The sequence below is a fragment of the Psychrobacter fjordensis genome, from assembly GCF_904845995.1.
Classification (GTDB): Bacteria; Pseudomonadota; Gammaproteobacteria; order Pseudomonadales; family Moraxellaceae; genus Psychrobacter; species Psychrobacter fjordensis.
On sequence record NZ_CAJGYP010000002.1, the window covers coordinates 569935 to 587311 of the forward strand.

Here is a 17377-nt window from a genome sequence, read left to right on the forward strand (position 1 = left end):
TACAACAGTCAGCAGGTTTAAAGAAAAGGATAGAGGAGGGATGAAGAAAAAATATGTAAGAACAGTGGAGAGTGTGTGGAAAAATAAGCGCTAGTGTTTTTTGGTATCGCCAACCACCTTGTCCATGATGGCAAACAATAATCCTGATACCACAAAGGTCATATGAATGATGACTTTCCACATAAGCTTGTCGGCCTCAGCATCACTCAGTTCACTAGGGATATCCATAAATGACTTTAAAAGATCGATGGCAGAGATGGCGACGATGGCACCAATGACCTTTAATTTAAGCCCAGAAAAATCTACTTTTCCCATCCAGCCAGGCCGGTCAACGTGATCGCCCGTGTCAATTTTTGAGACAAATATTTCATACCCACTGAATATGATGATGAGTAGTAAGCTAGCAACCAGCGAAATATCGACCAAGACTAGTATGTCTACGATCACACTTGCTTCAGAGGCGACAAGAATATCTGCAAACATACCCCAAAGTTTTTGGATAAATTTTATAAATAATAAAACAATGCCTAAAACCAATCCTAAATAAAAAGGCGCCAGTATCCAGCGGCTGTTAAATATGGTTTTTTCTAAGTAGTATTCAATATTTTTTAGCATGGATATCTCTTAAGATTCCTAAAAGTAAGGCTATAATACATATATGTATAACGTCAAATATGATGCATTTGAGCAAGCTGTCTAGCCACTTGTTGCACTCGTTGCTCTCTATCACCACCGATACGATGAAACCGCTTTTGATGATGGGTTAGCTGGCTTGCAAAATAGTCGCTTATCTCATCACGCTGATGTGGGCTATCTCGTAAATCGTCAGCGACCCACGGGATATCCACTTCAGTTAATAGGATTAAGTCATAATGATGCGTCAATGCGGCCTGAGTCAGTGCTGCAGGGCAGTCGTCATAATACCAGTTGGAATACGCCATTAATTCAAACAGACTGGTATCACAAAACAGATAGTGGTTGCCTTGTGATGTTTCAGCTGCTTGTATGGCGAGTTTATTTTCTAACGCTATCTGACCTTGGGCGATAGGGAGCAGGTCATTCCACGTACAAGTCAGTTGCTCACTGTCCCATTTGGCTTGTAGATAGGTGCGCATATACTCCGGTACCCAAGGGCTATTAAAATGCACTGCCAAATCGCGACATAAGGTGGTCTTTCCCGTACTTTCTGCACCTAACACTGCAATTTTAGTGACCGATTTAGGCGTACGCTGTCTGAGATTGTCTGCGATGTTGTGTGCGATAGCGTCGTTGCCATTCATAATAAGCCCAGATTGCGATAAGAGTGAAAACCACATACTGTAGTGCGGTAAAGGTAAAACCTTTATAGAAGTATAAAGGCACAGAGATAGCATCGGCGACGATCCATAGTAACCAGTGTTCAATTTTACGTCGCGCCATGAGCCACATTGCCATTAAGAACAGTGCAGTGGTTAGCATGTCAGTATAGTCTACCCAGGTAAATAAATTTAGACCGAGGACGGCACCGTCGAAGCTAAAACCATTATTAATCACTGGGCGGAAGTAATAAACGGTAGCGACAAAGGCGACAGTCGCCGTAGCTAGTGTGACCAATATGGGGATATCTGTCTTGCTCAAGCGTTCAACTTGAATGCTACTCTGAGCATCACTGTCTGTTGACGACACATTTTGCTGCTGGCTAGTGGGAGTCTGTTGTTCTTGATTTTTTTTGCTGTCTTTGTTTTTTGACCAGTTAATCCATCCATAGATGCTCATAATACTGTAATAAGCATTGATGAACATATCGCCGAATAGCTGCCATTTCCATAATAAATAAACAAATATTGCAGTACTTACCAGTCCAATAGGAAAGACCAGAACGTTGGTTTTTCTGGCGAGAATGACACTTGATACGCCAAAAATAACAGCAATCAATTCGAGAACAATGAATAAAGTGGTGTAGTCAGCGTATTGCCCAAACAACCAGTTGAGAAGTTCTGCCATTAGCATTTCCAAATATTAGCTTGTATATGTATTTTGGTGAGTTTTGGAAGCATAAATAGGGCCAATTATAACGTAGCTGCTATAAAAAACAGGCAATCTTTGCTTGTTTTTCGCAACAAACAGGTTATTTGTAACAAAGTATTAGAAAAATTATAATATTCAGGCATAATAAAGCCACTGATTTTAAGTTTACAGTCATTCACCGAAAGTAAATGGCTATTATTTTTTAACCTTTATGCTTATTTTAAGCACTATAGTAGTAGACAAGGAAGCTTATCATGACGACTTGTATCACAGGCACAGGCCTATACATTCCACCTTATAGCATCAGTAATGAAGAGTTAGTTGATTCATTTAACCAGTATGTTGAAAATTATAATACAGAGCATGCTGATGAGATAGCTGCAGAGACGGTTACGGCGCTCGAGCCTTCATCAGCCGCATTTATCGAAAAAGTGTCTGGCATCAAATCACGTTATGTGATGGAAAAAGACGGTATTTTGAATCCTGAAATCATGGCGCCAGTGATTGCTTATCGCAATCTAGGTGAAGAGCTGTCTGTTATGGCAGAAATGGGCGCCGCTGCATTAAGAGATGCATTGGCGGACGCTGGACTAGAAGCTAATGACTTAGATGGTATTATCCTTGCGTGCTCAAACTTTCAGCGTACTTACCCAGCAGTCGCCATCGAGATTCAAAACGAGATTGGTATGATTGGCGGTTTTGCTTATGACATGAATGTTGCGTGTAGTGCAGCGACGTTTGGTCTATCACAAGCGCATGGTTCTATCGTTTCTGGTCTGGCCAAGCGTATCGCTGTGGTCAACGTTGAGATTACCTCAGCGCATCTTAACTGGCGTAACCGTGACAGCCACTTCATCTTTGGTGATGTCGCAACAGCATCTATCGTTGAAGATCTGGACACGCCAAAAGGTTATGAGATTCTGAACTCTAAGCTATTTACACAGTTTTCGACCAACATCAAAAACGAATATGGCTTTATGGATCGCTCAGAGTATTTAGCCGCACAGACTGAAATGTACCCAGATATCAAAGCACCAGTGACGGACAAGCTGTTCCTTCAAAATGGTCGCAAAGTATTCCGTGAAGTCTGTCCAAAAGTATCAGAGATTATCACTGAGCATTTGACTGAGAATGAATTACAAGCCAGTGATGTGAAGATGATGTGGTTACATCAAGCCAATGCCAATATGCTAGATTTAATCCTACGTACGGTCGTCGGTAAAGAAGCTGATAAAGCCATCGTACCGAGCGTCATCGCTGAGTTTGCCAATACCAGTTCAGCCAGTCCAATGATTGTATTCCATCGCTACAAAGACAAACTAGCATCAGGTGATTTGGGTGTTATTTGCTCATTCGGTGCCGGTTACTCGATTGGTTCAGTATTGGTTCGTAAGGTTTAATACTGTCATTAGATAGCTGTTGTAACGATAAAAATAGCCAAGAGCAATCTTGGCTATTTTTTTGTCTGAATGTTTTGACATACATATTGCAAATACTTGAATAATGAAACAAAGTGAGGGTATTTCAGAATAAGTGGAGATGTTGAGCAATATAATGGCTAGATTGCTTAGAATAACGACAAGATTACTCAGAGGTTTTAATTTACGGTGAAAAATTTGCTATAATCACGATCTTATTCCTCTTATCCAATTAAAAGTCCTTTTATGAAAGAATCCTTACGCCTGCGTTTAGACCAGATGGTAGACCGTTATGAAGAGGTCACCGCCTTATTATCAGACCCTAGTGTCATCAGCGATAATAATAAATTCCGTGAATTGTCTGTCGAGCACAGCGACTTGATGGATATCACTACTTTATGGCAGAACTATGTAGGGGCGGAAACGGATCAGGCCGATGCAGAAGCTATGCTGACAGATGCTTCAGATCCTGACATGAAAGAGATGATGCAAGAAGAAATTGATAACGCGCGTGATACCATCGTAGAGATGGAAGAAGCACTCAATGTCATGATGCTACCAAAAGATCCTAATGACAAAGTGCCAGCATTTTTGGAGATTCGAGCTGGTACAGGCGGTGATGAAGCAGCGATTTTCTCTGGTGATTTGTTCCGTATGTATCAAAAGTATGCTCAAACTCAAGGTTGGACGGTGGAAGTGCTGTCAGCCAATGAGGGTGAGCATGGCGGTTATAAAGAAATCATCACACGTGTATCTGGCAATAGTGTATATGGTCGCCTAAAGTTTGAATCAGGCGCTCACCGCGTACAGCGTGTCCCTGAAACCGAGAGCCAAGGTCGTGTTCACACGTCAGCTTGTACGGTTGCGGTCATGCCAGAAGTTGAGATTGATGATACCGTCGATATCAATCCTGCTGACATAAAAATGGATACTTTCCGCTCAAGTGGTGCAGGTGGTCAGCACGTTAACACAACTGACTCAGCCGTACGTTTAACCCACATTCCAACGGGTACCGTGGTAGAGTGTCAGCAAGAGCGTAGCCAGCACAAAAACCGTGCACATGCTATGAAGATGTTGGTCTCAAAAATCCAACAAGCCAAAGTGCAAGCGCAGGTCGATGTAGCTGACTCTATACGTCGTGACTTGGTCGGTAGTGGTGATCGCTCAGAGCGTATCCGTACTTATAATTTTCCACAAGGTCGCATGACTGATCATCGTATCAACCTTACCTTGTACAAGCTCGACTCTATTATGGAAGGCGACTTGGATGAGATTCTTGATGCGTTGTTACGTGAGCATCAAGCAGATCTAATGGCGAGTATCGGCGGTGGTGATCAATAGAGCTTTAGTAGTAAGTAAAGCGATAACCATAAAGTCAGTAGACAAAACTTAATTGAAACCTATGCTGCTGACGATAAACCTTGTGGTTATCGTCAGATTACTCAAAGCAGTGTAGCAAGAGGGTTGTGGTGTATAGATTAACCATATAATTTTCCAAATCTACAATTTAACTTATCAAAATTTGAGAGTGTTATGTCAAAGCAAAACCAGAATAATCAAGCCCAAGAAGAACAAGCCCCAACACTAGAAGAAGCCAATGAGCTGATTGCTCAATTACAGGCCAAATTAGATGATATTACGGCTTCTGGTAAACAGCCTTATCCCAATCAGTTTAAGCGCACTGATTATGCTAAAGACTTACAAGCTGATTTTGATGGTATCTCTAAGCAAGAGATTGAAGAAAAAGCCGCAAATGGCGACAAGACTCAGGTTAATATTGCTGGGCGTGTGATGCTCAATCGTGGCTCATTTATTGTCATTCAAGACATGACGGGTCGCATCCAGCTGTATGTTGCACGCAAAGAGTTGGATCCAGAAACACTTGCTTCTATTAAATCATTAGATTTGGGTGATATCGTTGGTATCTCTGGCTACATCGGTCGCTCGGGTAAAGGTGATTTATACGTACATATTGAGGAGTTCAACCTTCTCACTAAATCACTACGCCCAATGCCGAACAAGTTTCATGGTTTGGCTGACGTAGAAGCTCGCTATCGCAATCGCCATCTTGATTTGATGACCAATGAGACGACTCGTGATACGTTCATGATCCGTAGTCAGGTCGTTAGCGGTATTCGCAAGTTTATGTTGAATGAGCGCTTCATGGAAGTTGAAACACCAATGATGCATCCTATTCCAGGTGGTGCTGTTGCGCGTCCATTTGAAACTCATCATAATGCATTAGATATGCCACTATATCTGCGTATTGCGCCTGAGCTTTACTTAAAGCGTTTGGTTGTTGGTGGTTTTGAGAGAGTATTTGAGATTAACCGTAGCTTCCGTAACGAAGGTGTCTCTACTCGCCACAATCCTGAATTCACCATGATTGAGTTTTATCAGGCTTATGCTGATTATCATGATTTGATGGATTTGACTGAGCGTTTATTTAACGAATTGGCATTGGATATATTAGATACCACTGAAATCACGTATCAAGAAGAAGCCATTAGCCTAAAAGCACCGTTTGAACGTCTGTCTATGTCTAATGCGATTGCAAAATATGCAGAAAACTTCGATATGGCGCGCATCAACGATCGTGAATATCTAGCAGAGTACGCCTCAACGGTACTAAAGCAGCAAGTAAAAGACGGTTTTGGTGTGGGTAAATTGCAAACAATTATCTTTGAAGAAACTGCTGAGCATCAATTACGCCAACCAACGTTTATCACTGAGTATCCAGCTGAGACTTCACCACTAGCGCGCCGTAGTGATGATAATCCTGAGATTACTGATCGTTTTGAGCTATTCGTTGGTGGTCGTGAACTGGCCAACGGCTTTAGTGAGCTTAATGACCCTGCTGATCAAGCCGAGCGTTTCCGCGGTCAGGTTGCTGAAAAAGACGCGGGCGATGATGAAGCCATGCATTTTGATGAAGAGTACATTGAAGCCTTGTCTTACGGTTTGCCACCAACCGCAGGCGAAGGTATTGGTATTGACCGTTTAGTCATGCTATTGACAGACTCTGCTAGTATCCGTGATGTGATTTTGTTCCCACACATGCGCCGCAAGCACGAAGGCTAAAGTGGATTTGCTTGCTAGTAATCCGCAATGATATTCAACTAAATATAAAAAGCTTTTACTTCTTTCAATGAAACGGGTGTAAGCTTTTTTATGAAAATTCATTTATAGGAGCGTTATGGATACTCAGCAAGCATCGCCTTCACTATGGCGACAGATGATTCAACAATTTTCTTTATCATTGTATGAACTACCTGATGATAAAGTAAGCGCTGATCCTGAAAAGTTTCAGGGTTACGATTTTGTTTTTGAGTTTTCTAGTGCCATTATCTACTTGGTTGTCAATGATGTGACAACGGAAGCGAATAAGCAAGATGTTGATAGTGACAAAGTTCGCGAGTGGAAAAAAGAGATTGTTAATAAATTAATCAAACGTCACACTCAGCTTTATCAGAAAAACGATAAGTTGATGGCTGATGGTGACATAGCGACAGATCAAAAAGCCGTTTATTTTGTTGGCTTAACCTCACTCTCTATCAATCATCAAGACGATAAATCAGGATCATCCTCTTATACTATTGATTATGAATATGGCAGTCAGTTTTTTGCTGAAGATTGTGTTCTAGACTTGGATGATGAACAGAGTGTCTTGCAAATATTTAGTCATCGAAACTTTGCCAAGATACTCAGTCAATTGGCTACACCAAGTGATCTGACGACGTTTTTAAGTTTTCACCGTGATCAATTGACAAGTTTTGTATCGTTCAAAAATGAATCGACACTCCTTACACAATTTTTACAGTCTCCTGACTTTCATAAAAGAGCGATCAGGGTTCAAGAGCAGTTGCTTGAGGGTGAGCTAATCGATCAAATCGAGCCACGCTTACTTAAAGCAGTAGAACCCAATCAGGTAGAATTTGCCAATGCATTGATGGCTGAGATTCAAAGAAATACTCGAATGTGGTATAAGCTATTCAATAGCTTGCTCAAGCGTTATCGTGAAGCGGGACAATCACTGCCTACTGCGCAGGTCGATATTTTGGCAGATGAGTCAATGTATACCTATGCTTGTCTAGTAGAAAAAATACTAGCATATAGAATGGTTGACCAAGATTCACGCTGGAATGGTTATGTTCGTCATGAGCACTCTTATCATGTCTTTGGGCGTCATTATCTTATGGTGTTTTATGCGCAAGATGATAGTAGCTCGTTGAGTGCAGAGAAGGTTCGTTTGTCTCATCAAGATTTGTTATCGGATCTCAATGCTCAGATGCAAACGCCAGTGATGGATGATCTGTTTTTGATTGGCGTAGAGTTTAGAGCTTGTGAAGACAGTGTAAACACTGAGGTGTACTTAGATATTTTTCATCAAACAGGCGCATTTATTGATGTAAATACTCAGCGTTTACACGAACGGTTGGCACAACTTCAAGCGCAATTATAGCCAACCTTATCTCTATCAAAGAAAGTGTCAGGTTCGCCTGACATTGTTTCTTTGATAAACGAGTTACGATTTGTCGTATCTTTACTCGCCTTTCTGGTATCCACATTACAGTGAACAGACGCTAGGGCGTGTCCTCAGTCTGAATCTAATTCGCTATCTCTATTTATACTACTTGTATTACCTATACTGGCATTTACTATGACGCAGCAATATCAAGTTTTAGCTCGAAAATATCGCCCCAAAAACTTTCACGAGTTGATTGGGCAAACGCATGTCTCGCAAGCGCTGATTAATGCGATTGATTATAATCGCCTGCATCATGCGTATCTCTTTACTGGGACGCGCGGTGTGGGTAAGACGACGATTGCACGTATTTTGTCCAAGTGTTTGAATTGTGACATGGGTATCACCAGTACGCCTTGCGGTGTGTGTGATAATTGCGTGGCCATCGATCAAGGACGTTTTATTGATCTGATCGAAATTGATGCCGCGTCTCGCACTAAAGTTGAAGACACGCGTGAGCTGCTTGATAATGTACCCTATGCGCCAAGTCAGGGTCGCTATAAGGTTTATCTGATTGATGAAGTGCATATGCTGTCTACGCACAGTTTTAATGCGCTACTCAAGACTTTAGAAGAGCCACCTGAGCACGTAAAGTTTTTGCTAGCGACGACTGATCCACAAAAGCTACCAATCACTATTATCTCACGCTGTTTACAGTTTGTGCTGCGTCCGCTACCACAGACATTACTTAGCGAACACTTGGCAAATGTCCTTACCCAAGAGCAAGTGGCCTATACTCAGCCAGCCATTTGGCAGTTGGCAAGTGCTGCTAAAGGCTCAGTACGTGATGCGTTGTCATTGACCGATCAGGCGATCGCTTTTGGTCAAGGTGCGTTAGATGATGTCACTGTTAATGCGATGCTTGGTCTGATTGATGCAGCTGATTTGGTCAGTTTAATTACAGACATATACAATCATGATAAATCTGCCGTTGCTGCTCATATTGAGCAAATGCGTGCACAGATGGTTGATGCCACCAGTATGTTTGATGGGCTCGCTGAACTACTTCACCAGTTGGCATTGACACAGTTATTACCTGAAGTCGCGCTCAATGTAAATGAAGCACAGGCACAGAATATTACTGTACTGGCGCGGCATATTAATCCAGATGTGTTGCAACTTTACTATGAAATCGTGGTACAAGCACGTGAAGGCGTGAAGCTTGCTAGCACACCTATGCAAGCGCTTGAGATGTGTATTCTACGTTTACTGGCCTTTCGTCCATTGCCAGTCGATGAAGTATTGAGCAACACTTATGACAGTGAGGTATCCTCTACAGAAATATCAGCTGTAGCAACAGTTGCTTCTATACCGTCTACAGATGCTATCAAGCATGAAGCTTCAGCACCGCCATTACAGTCATATGATGTGGATTATCAAGCACAAGATTATGATGATCTCCAAAGCAGTAGTTATGATGAAAACCTAGCACAGCCAGTAACTAGTATCATGCCTGAACCAGTTGTTGAGCCTGAACCAGTTGTTGAGCCTGAACCAGTTGTTGAGCCTGAACCAGTTGTTGAGCCTGAACCAGTTGTTGAGCCTGAACCAGTTGTTGAGCCTGAACCAGTTGTTGAGCCTGAACCAGTTGTTGAGCCTGAACCAGTTGTTGAGCCTGAACCAGTTGTTGAGCCTGAAACAGTTGCTGAGCCTGAAACCGATGTTGAGCCTGAACCAGTTGTTGAGCCTGAACCAGTTGTTGAGCCTGAACCAGTTGTTGAGCCTGAACCAGTTGTTGAGCCTGAACCAGTTGTTGAGCCTGGCGTAAATAATTCTCAGTTAACCTCACACATTGATGATCCTCGTACCTTGCTACGTTGCCCGACACAAGAGCTGATGGGTGAGTGGACACCAGAGAAATGGGATTATTGGTTACAGACGGCTCGTGAGGCAGATGTCTTGGCCCAAGATGAGTTGGCGCTTGCTCGCCAAGGCATGATGACAGGTTTATGCGATGGTCAGGCAGTCTTTGTGACCAGTGTAGATAGCCGTCACTTACAAACCACCTTTCAACAGTTAGCAGCTAAGCTACAACAGCAGTTTACTCATGCAGATATTGACCTGAAAATTGATGGTAGCGTCATGATGGCTGAAGATAAAACACCTGAACGTCGCCAGCAAAAACGCCTGGTACAAGCTAAGGCTGTAGCAGAGTCAAAACTGCTAAATACTCCAGTGATGCAATACCTAACTGAGCGTGGTGAAGGAAGAATGGGTAAAGTACATTTGTATTAAGCAGTCAGAAAAAATATTGTTAAAATTATTTAAAGTTCTATATAGTTGTCAGACGCAATTACTACACAAAACATCAAGGTGATATTGTACTATCGTCTTGATGTTTTTACTTTTATTGCTTATAAAATGGATAAATCTGAATAATAGAAGTATGCTTAATTACCATAAGGAAATTAAAAATTCGTTATAGTGGTTAAGTTATATTAAAAATTGAAATGTAGCTTAGGTGAAAGTATGTTGGATAATTTACGCGGTATGGCTGTGTTTGCCAGTGTGGTCGGACATGGTTCTTTTAGTGGCTCAGCTCGTGAGCTAGGTATTACTACCAGTGCAGTGAGTCAGCAAATCAGATCATTAGAAAATGATTTGGGTGTGGTGCTATTACATCGCTCAACTCGTAAGCTGAGCTTAACAGAAGCGGGTGAGAGTTTTTACGAGGCCGCAAAAGATGTGGTGAGTGCGGCTGAACAAGGCCGAATCAAGGTCAATCAACTGCGTGATGAGTTAGCAGGCAGCTTACGCGTGGCTACGACGCCAGAACTGGGTGTGAACCATATTTTGCCAGCACTATCTACGTGGATGGCAGCACATGATGACCTTAGCATCACTTATTTGGCAGACAATCATTATGTTGACATGATTGACGCGCGTATCGATATAGCGATACGGATGAGCCCATCGATGAATGACTCTAGTCTGAGCAGTCATCCTTTGACAGACGTGCGCCAAATGCTCGTTGCTTCACCGCAATATCTACGTCAACATACTAAGCTTCAGACACCTAAAGATCTGGCCGATCATCAGCTAATTTGTATTGAAATCATGAAAGATGCTAATCAAATTGATTTGGTTCAAACTGAAACGGGTAAAAAAACCCGTACAAAAATGAACTCACGCATTTATACCAACAATGTCTTTATGGCAACCACTTTGGCCAAAGAAGGCCATGGTTTGGTTAGAATGTTGGAAATGGATATCAAGAAAGAGCTTGAGAGTGGCGAGTTGGTTGAAGTTTTAACTGGTTATCAGTTACCAAGCTTTGTGCTATATGCAGTTACCTTAAATGGTGAACAGCAACCCGCTAAAATAACTCGCTGTTTAGAAGTTTTGAAAAAGTATTTTCATGCCAATTAAATCTTGAGTGCTAATCTAACGACACGCTAGCAGTTCAGCAGTCAGCAAAAAGCCTATAGATAGTTTATATCTATAGGCTTTTTTATGGTATTTAGTTCTATATCAACTGGATAGAGTCTTAAAAATGCTATCGTTTAGTCTGCCATCTATAGTGCTTTTGCTAATCTGACTTGCACATATTCAAATGATTGTGAATTAACTATGGTATTTATCAGTCACACCCTAAAAAGCCGGTTGTAATAAATCAACCAAGCGTTCAACCACTTGTGTGCTCTCATCTCGGCTCATATTCAGTGGCGGTAGCAAACGTATCACATGACCACCAGTGATGTTGATGATTAGCTTTTGCTCATCACGTGCACGATCTACCAGCTGGCTACAGTCCATGTCTTCAGGCAAGGCGATACCAATCATCATCCCTGCACCTCGACTGCTCACGCCGTGTTGTCCAAGTGTATCGACTAGCGTCTCTCGAATGAATAGCCCTTCAGTAACGGCGTTTTCCATTATGTCACTGTTGCCGAGTACATCATAGACAGTATGAACCACGCGGCTTGCTAATGGCGTACCACCATACGTTGAGCCGTGACTACCTGCACCAAATAAACCATTAGCACGTCCGCGTACCATACAGGCTCCCACTGGGAAACCATTGCCTAATCCCTTAGCTGTTGTTAATACATCAGGACGCGCATTGCTGTGTTGATAAGCGAAATACTTACCAGTACGGCCGTTACCTGTCTGTACTTCATCTAACATAAATAGCCAGTTGTTAGCTTCACACTCTGCTTGTATCTCTTCAAGATACGTAAACCCGTTGGCAGCGGTGTTCAAACCACCTTCACCTTGTATAGGCTCTACAAAGATAGCGCAAATGTCATCATAATCGAGCGCCGCTTGTTTAACAGCTGAGATATCGCCAAATGGAACACGAATAAAGTCATCATCCAATGTGTAAAAGCCTTCACGCGCTTTTGGATTGGCAGTGGCAGACAACGACAGCAATGTACGGCCGTGAAATGATTGTTCCATTACGATAACTTTTGGACGTTTAAAGCCTTGTTTATGTGCGTATAGTCTTGCCAGTTTTAATGCTGCCTCATTTGCTTCAGCGCCACTATTGGCAAAAAACACGCTATCCATTCGAGCTGCTGTGCATAAAATCTCTCCTGCACGCTCTTGCCAGTCAATACCGAATAGATTGCTGGTATGCACTAGAGTCGCTGCTTGCTGCTGAATGGCATCGGTCACCTGTGGATGGCAATGCCCCAATCCGCAGACAGCAATGCCAGTCAGTGCGTCTAAATAAGGCGTATCATCTTTGGTATATAACCAACTGCCCGAACCACGCGTAAAGTTGATTGGCTGGCGGTTATAAGTGGGCATCAGGTAAGTAGCAGACATATAAAACATCCTTAAGAGGAACAGTGAGTAAAAAGAAAAGTGATTGGTTATAGCTCGTCAGAGAATGGCGTGGTTTCCGCAGGCAAAGTATAGTCTTCATTTGCCCATGAACCTAAGTCGATAAGTTTGCATTGACTACTACAAAACGGCTTATATTTATTATCCTGCCATGCTGTTTGGGTGCCGCAGCGTGGGCAAGGATAAGTCTTGGGTGGTGTATTGGGGGTAGGGTCAGTCATAATAAGAGTGAAAGCACCCTCGATTTATTTGAATTATTAATAGTGAATGACAGTCAGTAGGTTTGCCTACGTGATGATTAATAGACGGTTTTAGCATTGCTAGCTGTCGTCATATTACTATTGCAGCGGATTGACTATATAATAGCATGCAGCCGAATAATGGCAAAAGACAAATACTTTAAGGATAGTAAATGACTGACAATATCGAGATTACGCATCAGCAAGAGCGTGCATTTCAACCACAGAGACTCTCAGCACCACGTGACTTTATCTTGCCAAGCATCATTGGTGAAAACGAAAACGATCTGCCTTTGTTATTAGAGATTGGTGCAGGGAAGGGCAAGCACGCGCTTGGTTTTGCAGTACAAAATTCTGATAAGCATCTAATAGCAATTGAGCGTACACGCAACAAATTCGAAGCGTTTGCCAAACTGGCAGCAATACAAGTTTCACCGAACCTAGATGCGATTCATGCTGATGCCATTGCATGGACGGTGCACGCTATCAAGCCGAACAGTTTGGCAAAAATATTTATTCTTTATCCCAATCCTGAACAGCATAACCCCAACCAACAGTGGTTAAATATGCCATTTTTTGAGTTTTTATTATCACGCTTGCAGGTAAACGGCGAAGTAATACTTGTAACCAATATAGAAGCGTATATGGATAATGCAGAGCGGCAGGCAACTAAGGTATGGTGCTTACCAAACACTCGATATACAGTAGCGACTGACAGCCAGCGTACACATTTTGAAGTGAAGTATCTAGCGCGTGGAGAAACATGTTGGGAGCTGAACATGCGTAAGCCAGAAGGGTATAAAACAAGGTTTGATGAATGGCAAGTTGGCCATATAAGCGAAGGCGAATAGCCTAAGTAAAAATAATATGAATATGAAGAGGGACTGAAATAGTCAAAACTAATAAATATAAAATAGCCTAAGCAAATAAAATTTGTTGAAAATAAGACCGTCGCTAAAAGACGGCCAAAAAATAGGTCGTTATTCGATACTATAAATAGGGTTTAACGAGCTTATTAGAATCGGTATAAGCATCCAAAACCGTCAAAAAAGTGTAGGCTCCGATAAATTTGCGGCTGATAAACATAAATTCTTTTGGTGGCAGGTTAAATTCGAAAGACTGCATTGCTCGCGTTGCTTCTGTAGAAAGGCGCGAGTGCAGCTTACTATTCGCCCAAATATAGCGGTTGCCTTCATCTAGACAGTCAGACGGAATATCAGGATTCATCGCTGGATCACTGAATGGCTCTGTCGCCAACAGAAATAGCGAGGCGATATCAGAACGTACTTTGCCACTCATGCTATCAAAGAAATCATAGCCAGTCATTGCTAGCTTCATCGCTTGATGGTTATGGCGGTAGCCAGCTTTTAACAAGCCGTGGGCAATGGTTAACAAGTTATTATCAAACTGGCGAATCGCACCAAAATCTAATAATACTAATTTATCTATATCGTTTTCATCATCACTGACTCGAACTAGATAGTTACCAAAGTTTGGATCTGTCTGCATTTCACCCCAAACAAAAATCTCTTGCATCATGATTTCGATAGCAGCTTGACCAATGGCATTGCGGCGCTCATGAGGGAGTAATTGTAGGGCATCAGATACAACCGTAATACCTGGCTCATAAGACATACACAGCAGACGCTTCTTTGAATAACTTCGGTTAATCTTAGGAACGACATAACGCGGATCGTTACTTAGGCGCTCATAGAAACGTTCTGTGGTTGATGCTTCTGCTTCATAATCGACTTCATGATGAAGTAGGTCACGTATCTCTTCGAACCACGCATCGAGTGAGCGAGTTTGGGGAACGATGTTACTAACTTTTAATAACTGCTTAAATAGAGAAAGGTCAGAGTTGATAGCATCAGCCACACCTGGATATTGGATTTTCAGTACTACTTGCTCGCCAGTCTCGATGACTGTTGCTCGGTGTACTTGGGCAAGTGATGCGGTTCCAATAGGGACAGTGTCAACTTCTAGTTCATCTAACTTTTTACCCAACAACTGACGTAATGTAAGCTCTATCGTTGGCCATGACAACGTGGCCGTATCATCGTTTAGGGTTTGGAGCGCGCGTGTGATTTCAGGTGGCAAAATGTGCTCACCATAAATTGCCAGCATTTGGCCAATCTTTACGACAGAACCTTTTAGCTTACCAAGCTCTGATGCAAGATAATTCGCTTGTTCTTCCATAAAAGCTTGGTTACGCGCTGTACGTGTCTCTTTATTCAAAAACATGCCAGACACGCTATTACCTGCCCAACGACGACCAATGTTTAAGGAAGTTTTGGCAATCGACATTCGACGCTCAAACCCTGAGGTTTTTAAGTTATCGATTGATTGCTTATTGCTAGAAGGTTTAGACGTATCATTTGCCATAAATATAATCATTCATCCGGTTGGTATTGATTTGTGGGTTAGGAACCTACAATACAAGGGAGATACGATGCATAAGGGTAAAATTGTATCATATAAAGCATATCTGGTTGATGAGTCTGTTGATAATACTAAGGTTGAATAACCTCTTTAATACTTATGTTAACATTTAATTTTTGCTAAATTATTGGGTGTCATTTTGTAGAAAGATACTAGGGTGTGTTTGGAAAACGAAACTGTATCAAAAAATAAGACCTAGCATGTTGCTAGGTCGAATAATAGAATAGAAGGATTTTACCCAGTTAGATGACTAACTGATTTTACGGTAATTAATTTACTGAGCATTTTCACGAGCAATGGCATGATGGCCAATGTCACGACGATACTGTGCACCATCAAAACTAATCGCACCTGTTACGGCCAATGCAGCTTGTTGAGCATCAGCGATATTGTCTGCTAGCGCAGTCACGCATAACACACGGCCACCATTGGTCACCACTTCATTCTCAGTGCTGGCTTCATTAGCGTTAGAAAATGCAGTACCCGCATGGAATACTTTAACGGCATTGTCATTGCTGCTATCTAACTTTGGCAAGCCAGCGATAACGTCACCTTTTGAAGAGGTTTCTGGATAGCCTTTAGACGCAACAACGATACCGAGAGCAGGGCGGGCATCCCATTTAGCATCACTAGGCAACTGACCTGCTAGCCCTTGAGCGACCAAATCTACCATTGATGACTGTAAACGCATCAAGATAGGCTGTGTCTCTGGATCGCCGAAGCGGCAGTTGAATTCGATCACATAAGGATCGCCTGCTTCATCAATCATAAGGCCAGCATATAAGAAGCCCGTATAAGGATGACCGGCATCTTTCATGGCATCAACCACTGGCTGAATGACTTGAGTCATTACCTTGTCATGTACATCCTGAGTGACGACTGGTGCAGGAGAGTATGCGCCCATACCGCCCGTGTTTGGCCCTGTATCACCTTCGAAAGCACGCTTGTGATCTTGGCTGGTTGCCATCGGTAAGATGTTGTCGCCATCAACCATGCAAATAAAGCTGGCTTCTTCGCCTTGCAAAAACTGCTCAATAACCACACGGCTACCTGCATCACCAAATTTATTGTCTGCTAGCATGTCGTCGATTGCATCATGTGCTTGTTCGATCGTTTCAGCAACGATGACGCCTTTACCAGCAGCTAAACCATCAGCTTTGATAACGATTGGTGCACCTTGCTCATCGATATAAGCTTTGGCTGCTGTTGCATCTGTAAAGCCTTGATAAGCAGCTGTTGGGATATTGTTTTGCGCCATAAATTCTTTAGCAAAGGTTTTTGAGCCTTCTAGTTGTGCACAATATGCTGTTGGCCCCCATGCTTTGATACCAGCATCACGACACGCATCAACGATACCAGTCACCAAAGGTGCTTCTGGTCCAACGATGACCATGTCGATATCATTATTTTGGCAAAACGCTATCACTGCGCTATGTTCGCTAGCGTCATCATCAGTAGATTCTAAGACTACGTTTTGGCATTTAGGTTCGAGTGCAGTACCAGCATTACCAGGAGCGATGTAGATATTATTGACCTTATCGTCTTTTGCACACTGCCATGCCAGCGCGTGTTCGCGACCACCTGAACCGATTACCAAAATATTCATCATACGTCTCGCCCTTAGCATTAAAATTAATAATGAGTTAGTCACACACTCTCAAATATACCGGCATATTCTAACAAAAAAGTCGTACTGATTACCATGAGTATCACTTGCCTGCAGCCAATCAATAACAAAGACTAGCAAAAGTATACTTTTATCTCATTAGCAAATGTTATCGACATGTTGCTGATTCATGAAATGATGTTGCACACTTCAGCTAGCGCCCTAGTTGCGTTACACTTCACTAGATTAATGGCGTTATATCCTGATTGCTGCATGTCATCGAAAAAGAGTAGTAAATATAGGAGAAAAACTCAAAAAAGTAAGAAATAATTAGAATAATTTTTATATA

Annotated in this window: 14 protein-coding genes; 7 read left to right on the plus strand and 7 right to left on the minus strand. The window is 42.3% G+C overall.

Annotation, left to right across the window (positions count from 1 at the left end; genetic code table 11):
* Nucleotides 1-90 precede the first annotated feature (90 nt).
* From JMW61_RS10905 to pnuC, 3 genes are read right to left on the minus strand one after another with little or no spacing between them, the layout of a single operon-like run.
* Complete coding sequence (locus tag JMW61_RS10905) at nt 91-615, minus strand: TIGR00645 family protein (RefSeq protein ID WP_201551204.1); 525 nt, start codon at nt 613-615, stop codon at nt 91-93.
* A 53-nt stretch (nt 616-668) separates the two neighbouring features.
* The gene (locus JMW61_RS10910) at nt 669-1280 is read right to left on the minus strand and encodes an AAA family ATPase (RefSeq protein WP_201551206.1); all 612 of its coding nucleotides are present in this window, start codon (nt 1278-1280) and stop codon (nt 669-671) included.
* Entirely contained in the window at nt 1219-1983 is a 765-nt protein-coding gene (gene pnuC / locus JMW61_RS10915) for a nicotinamide riboside transporter PnuC (protein ID WP_201551208.1), read from the minus strand. The genes JMW61_RS10910 and pnuC overlap by 62 nt, the downstream gene beginning before the upstream one ends.
* A 278-nt stretch (nt 1984-2261) precedes the next feature.
* On the opposite strand from pnuC, the gene JMW61_RS10920 reads away from it, so the two are divergent.
* The 6 genes from JMW61_RS10920 (at nt 2262) to JMW61_RS10945 (ending at nt 11319) form a co-directional block, all read left to right on the plus strand.
* Entirely contained in the window at nt 2262-3407 is a 1146-nt protein-coding gene (locus JMW61_RS10920) for a beta-ketoacyl-ACP synthase III (protein WP_201551210.1), read from the plus strand.
* Between the two features lie 264 nt (nt 3408-3671).
* Nucleotides 3672-4766, plus strand: a complete 1095-nt coding sequence (prfA, locus tag JMW61_RS10925) for a peptide chain release factor 1 (RefSeq protein WP_201551212.1) — start codon at nt 3672-3674, stop codon at nt 4764-4766.
* 192 nt (nt 4767-4958) lie between these two features.
* Nucleotides 4959-6506, plus strand: coding sequence for a lysine--tRNA ligase (gene lysS, locus JMW61_RS10930; RefSeq protein ID WP_110923515.1), 1548 nt, complete (start codon nt 4959-4961; stop codon nt 6504-6506).
* Between the two features lie 115 nt (nt 6507-6621).
* Nucleotides 6622-7887, plus strand: coding sequence for a hypothetical protein (locus tag JMW61_RS10935; protein ID WP_201551214.1), 1266 nt, complete (start codon nt 6622-6624; stop codon nt 7885-7887).
* Nucleotides 7888-8085: 198 nt separating this feature from the next.
* Nucleotides 8086-10185, plus strand: a complete 2100-nt coding sequence (gene dnaX / locus JMW61_RS10940) for a DNA polymerase III subunit gamma/tau (protein ID WP_201551216.1) — start codon at nt 8086-8088, stop codon at nt 10183-10185.
* A gap of 234 nt (nt 10186-10419) precedes the next feature.
* Nucleotides 10420-11319, plus strand: a complete 900-nt coding sequence (locus JMW61_RS10945) for a LysR family transcriptional regulator (RefSeq protein ID WP_110923512.1) — start codon at nt 10420-10422, stop codon at nt 11317-11319.
* Between the two features lie 222 nt (nt 11320-11541).
* On the opposite strand, the gene JMW61_RS10950 is transcribed toward JMW61_RS10945, so the two are convergent.
* The gene (locus JMW61_RS10950; protein WP_201551218.1) at nt 11542-12723 is read right to left on the minus strand and encodes an aspartate aminotransferase family protein; all 1182 of its coding nucleotides are present in this window, start codon (nt 12721-12723) and stop codon (nt 11542-11544) included.
* 47 nt (nt 12724-12770) lie between these two features.
* A complete protein-coding gene (locus tag JMW61_RS10955) occupies nt 12771-12962 on the minus strand; it encodes a DNA gyrase inhibitor YacG (RefSeq protein WP_110923510.1) in 192 nt (63 codons plus the stop codon).
* A gap of 191 nt (nt 12963-13153) precedes the next feature.
* Between JMW61_RS10955 and JMW61_RS10960 the strand changes: the two genes are divergently transcribed.
* The gene (locus JMW61_RS10960; RefSeq protein WP_201551220.1) at nt 13154-13831 is read left to right on the plus strand and encodes a class I SAM-dependent methyltransferase; all 678 of its coding nucleotides are present in this window, start codon (nt 13154-13156) and stop codon (nt 13829-13831) included.
* Between the two features lie 139 nt (nt 13832-13970).
* On the opposite strand, the gene JMW61_RS10965 is transcribed toward JMW61_RS10960, so the two are convergent.
* Complete coding sequence (locus tag JMW61_RS10965; protein WP_201551222.1) at nt 13971-15365, minus strand: ABC1 kinase family protein; 1395 nt, start codon at nt 15363-15365, stop codon at nt 13971-13973.
* 331 nt (nt 15366-15696) lie between these two features.
* The gene (gene purD, locus JMW61_RS10970) at nt 15697-17028 is read right to left on the minus strand and encodes a phosphoribosylamine--glycine ligase (protein ID WP_201551929.1); all 1332 of its coding nucleotides are present in this window, start codon (nt 17026-17028) and stop codon (nt 15697-15699) included.
* Between the last annotated feature and the right edge of the window lie 349 nt (nt 17029-17377).

Excerpts from the sequence above, each read along its gene's own strand:
- JMW61_RS10960 (WP_201551220.1), top strand. The coding sequence starts at position 13,154 with ATGACTGACAATATCGAGATTACGCATCAGCAAGAGCGTGCATTTCAA.
- JMW61_RS10965 (WP_201551222.1), bottom strand. The coding sequence starts at position 15,365 with ATGGCAAATGATACGTCTAAACCTTCTAGCAATAAGCAATCAATCGAT.
- pnuC (WP_201551208.1), bottom strand. The coding sequence starts at position 1,983 with ATGGCAGAACTTCTCAACTGGTTGTTTGGGCAATACGCTGACTACACC.
- purD (WP_201551929.1), bottom strand. The coding sequence starts at position 17,028 with ATGAATATTTTGGTAATCGGTTCAGGTGGTCGCGAACACGCGCTGGCA.
- JMW61_RS10945 (WP_110923512.1), top strand. The coding sequence starts at position 10,420 with ATGTTGGATAATTTACGCGGTATGGCTGTGTTTGCCAGTGTGGTCGGA.
- dnaX (WP_201551216.1), top strand. The coding sequence starts at position 8,086 with ATGACGCAGCAATATCAAGTTTTAGCTCGAAAATATCGCCCCAAAAAC.
- JMW61_RS10920 (WP_201551210.1), top strand. The coding sequence starts at position 2,262 with ATGACGACTTGTATCACAGGCACAGGCCTATACATTCCACCTTATAGC.
- JMW61_RS10955 (WP_110923510.1), bottom strand. The coding sequence starts at position 12,962 with ATGACTGACCCTACCCCCAATACACCACCCAAGACTTATCCTTGCCCA.
- JMW61_RS10935 (WP_201551214.1), top strand. The coding sequence starts at position 6,622 with ATGGATACTCAGCAAGCATCGCCTTCACTATGGCGACAGATGATTCAA.
- lysS (WP_110923515.1), top strand. The coding sequence starts at position 4,959 with ATGTCAAAGCAAAACCAGAATAATCAAGCCCAAGAAGAACAAGCCCCA.
- prfA (WP_201551212.1), top strand. The coding sequence starts at position 3,672 with ATGAAAGAATCCTTACGCCTGCGTTTAGACCAGATGGTAGACCGTTAT.
- JMW61_RS10950 (WP_201551218.1), bottom strand. The coding sequence starts at position 12,723 with ATGTCTGCTACTTACCTGATGCCCACTTATAACCGCCAGCCAATCAAC.
- JMW61_RS10905 (WP_201551204.1), bottom strand. The coding sequence starts at position 615 with ATGCTAAAAAATATTGAATACTACTTAGAAAAAACCATATTTAACAGC.
- JMW61_RS10910 (WP_201551206.1), bottom strand. The coding sequence starts at position 1,280 with ATGAATGGCAACGACGCTATCGCACACAACATCGCAGACAATCTCAGA.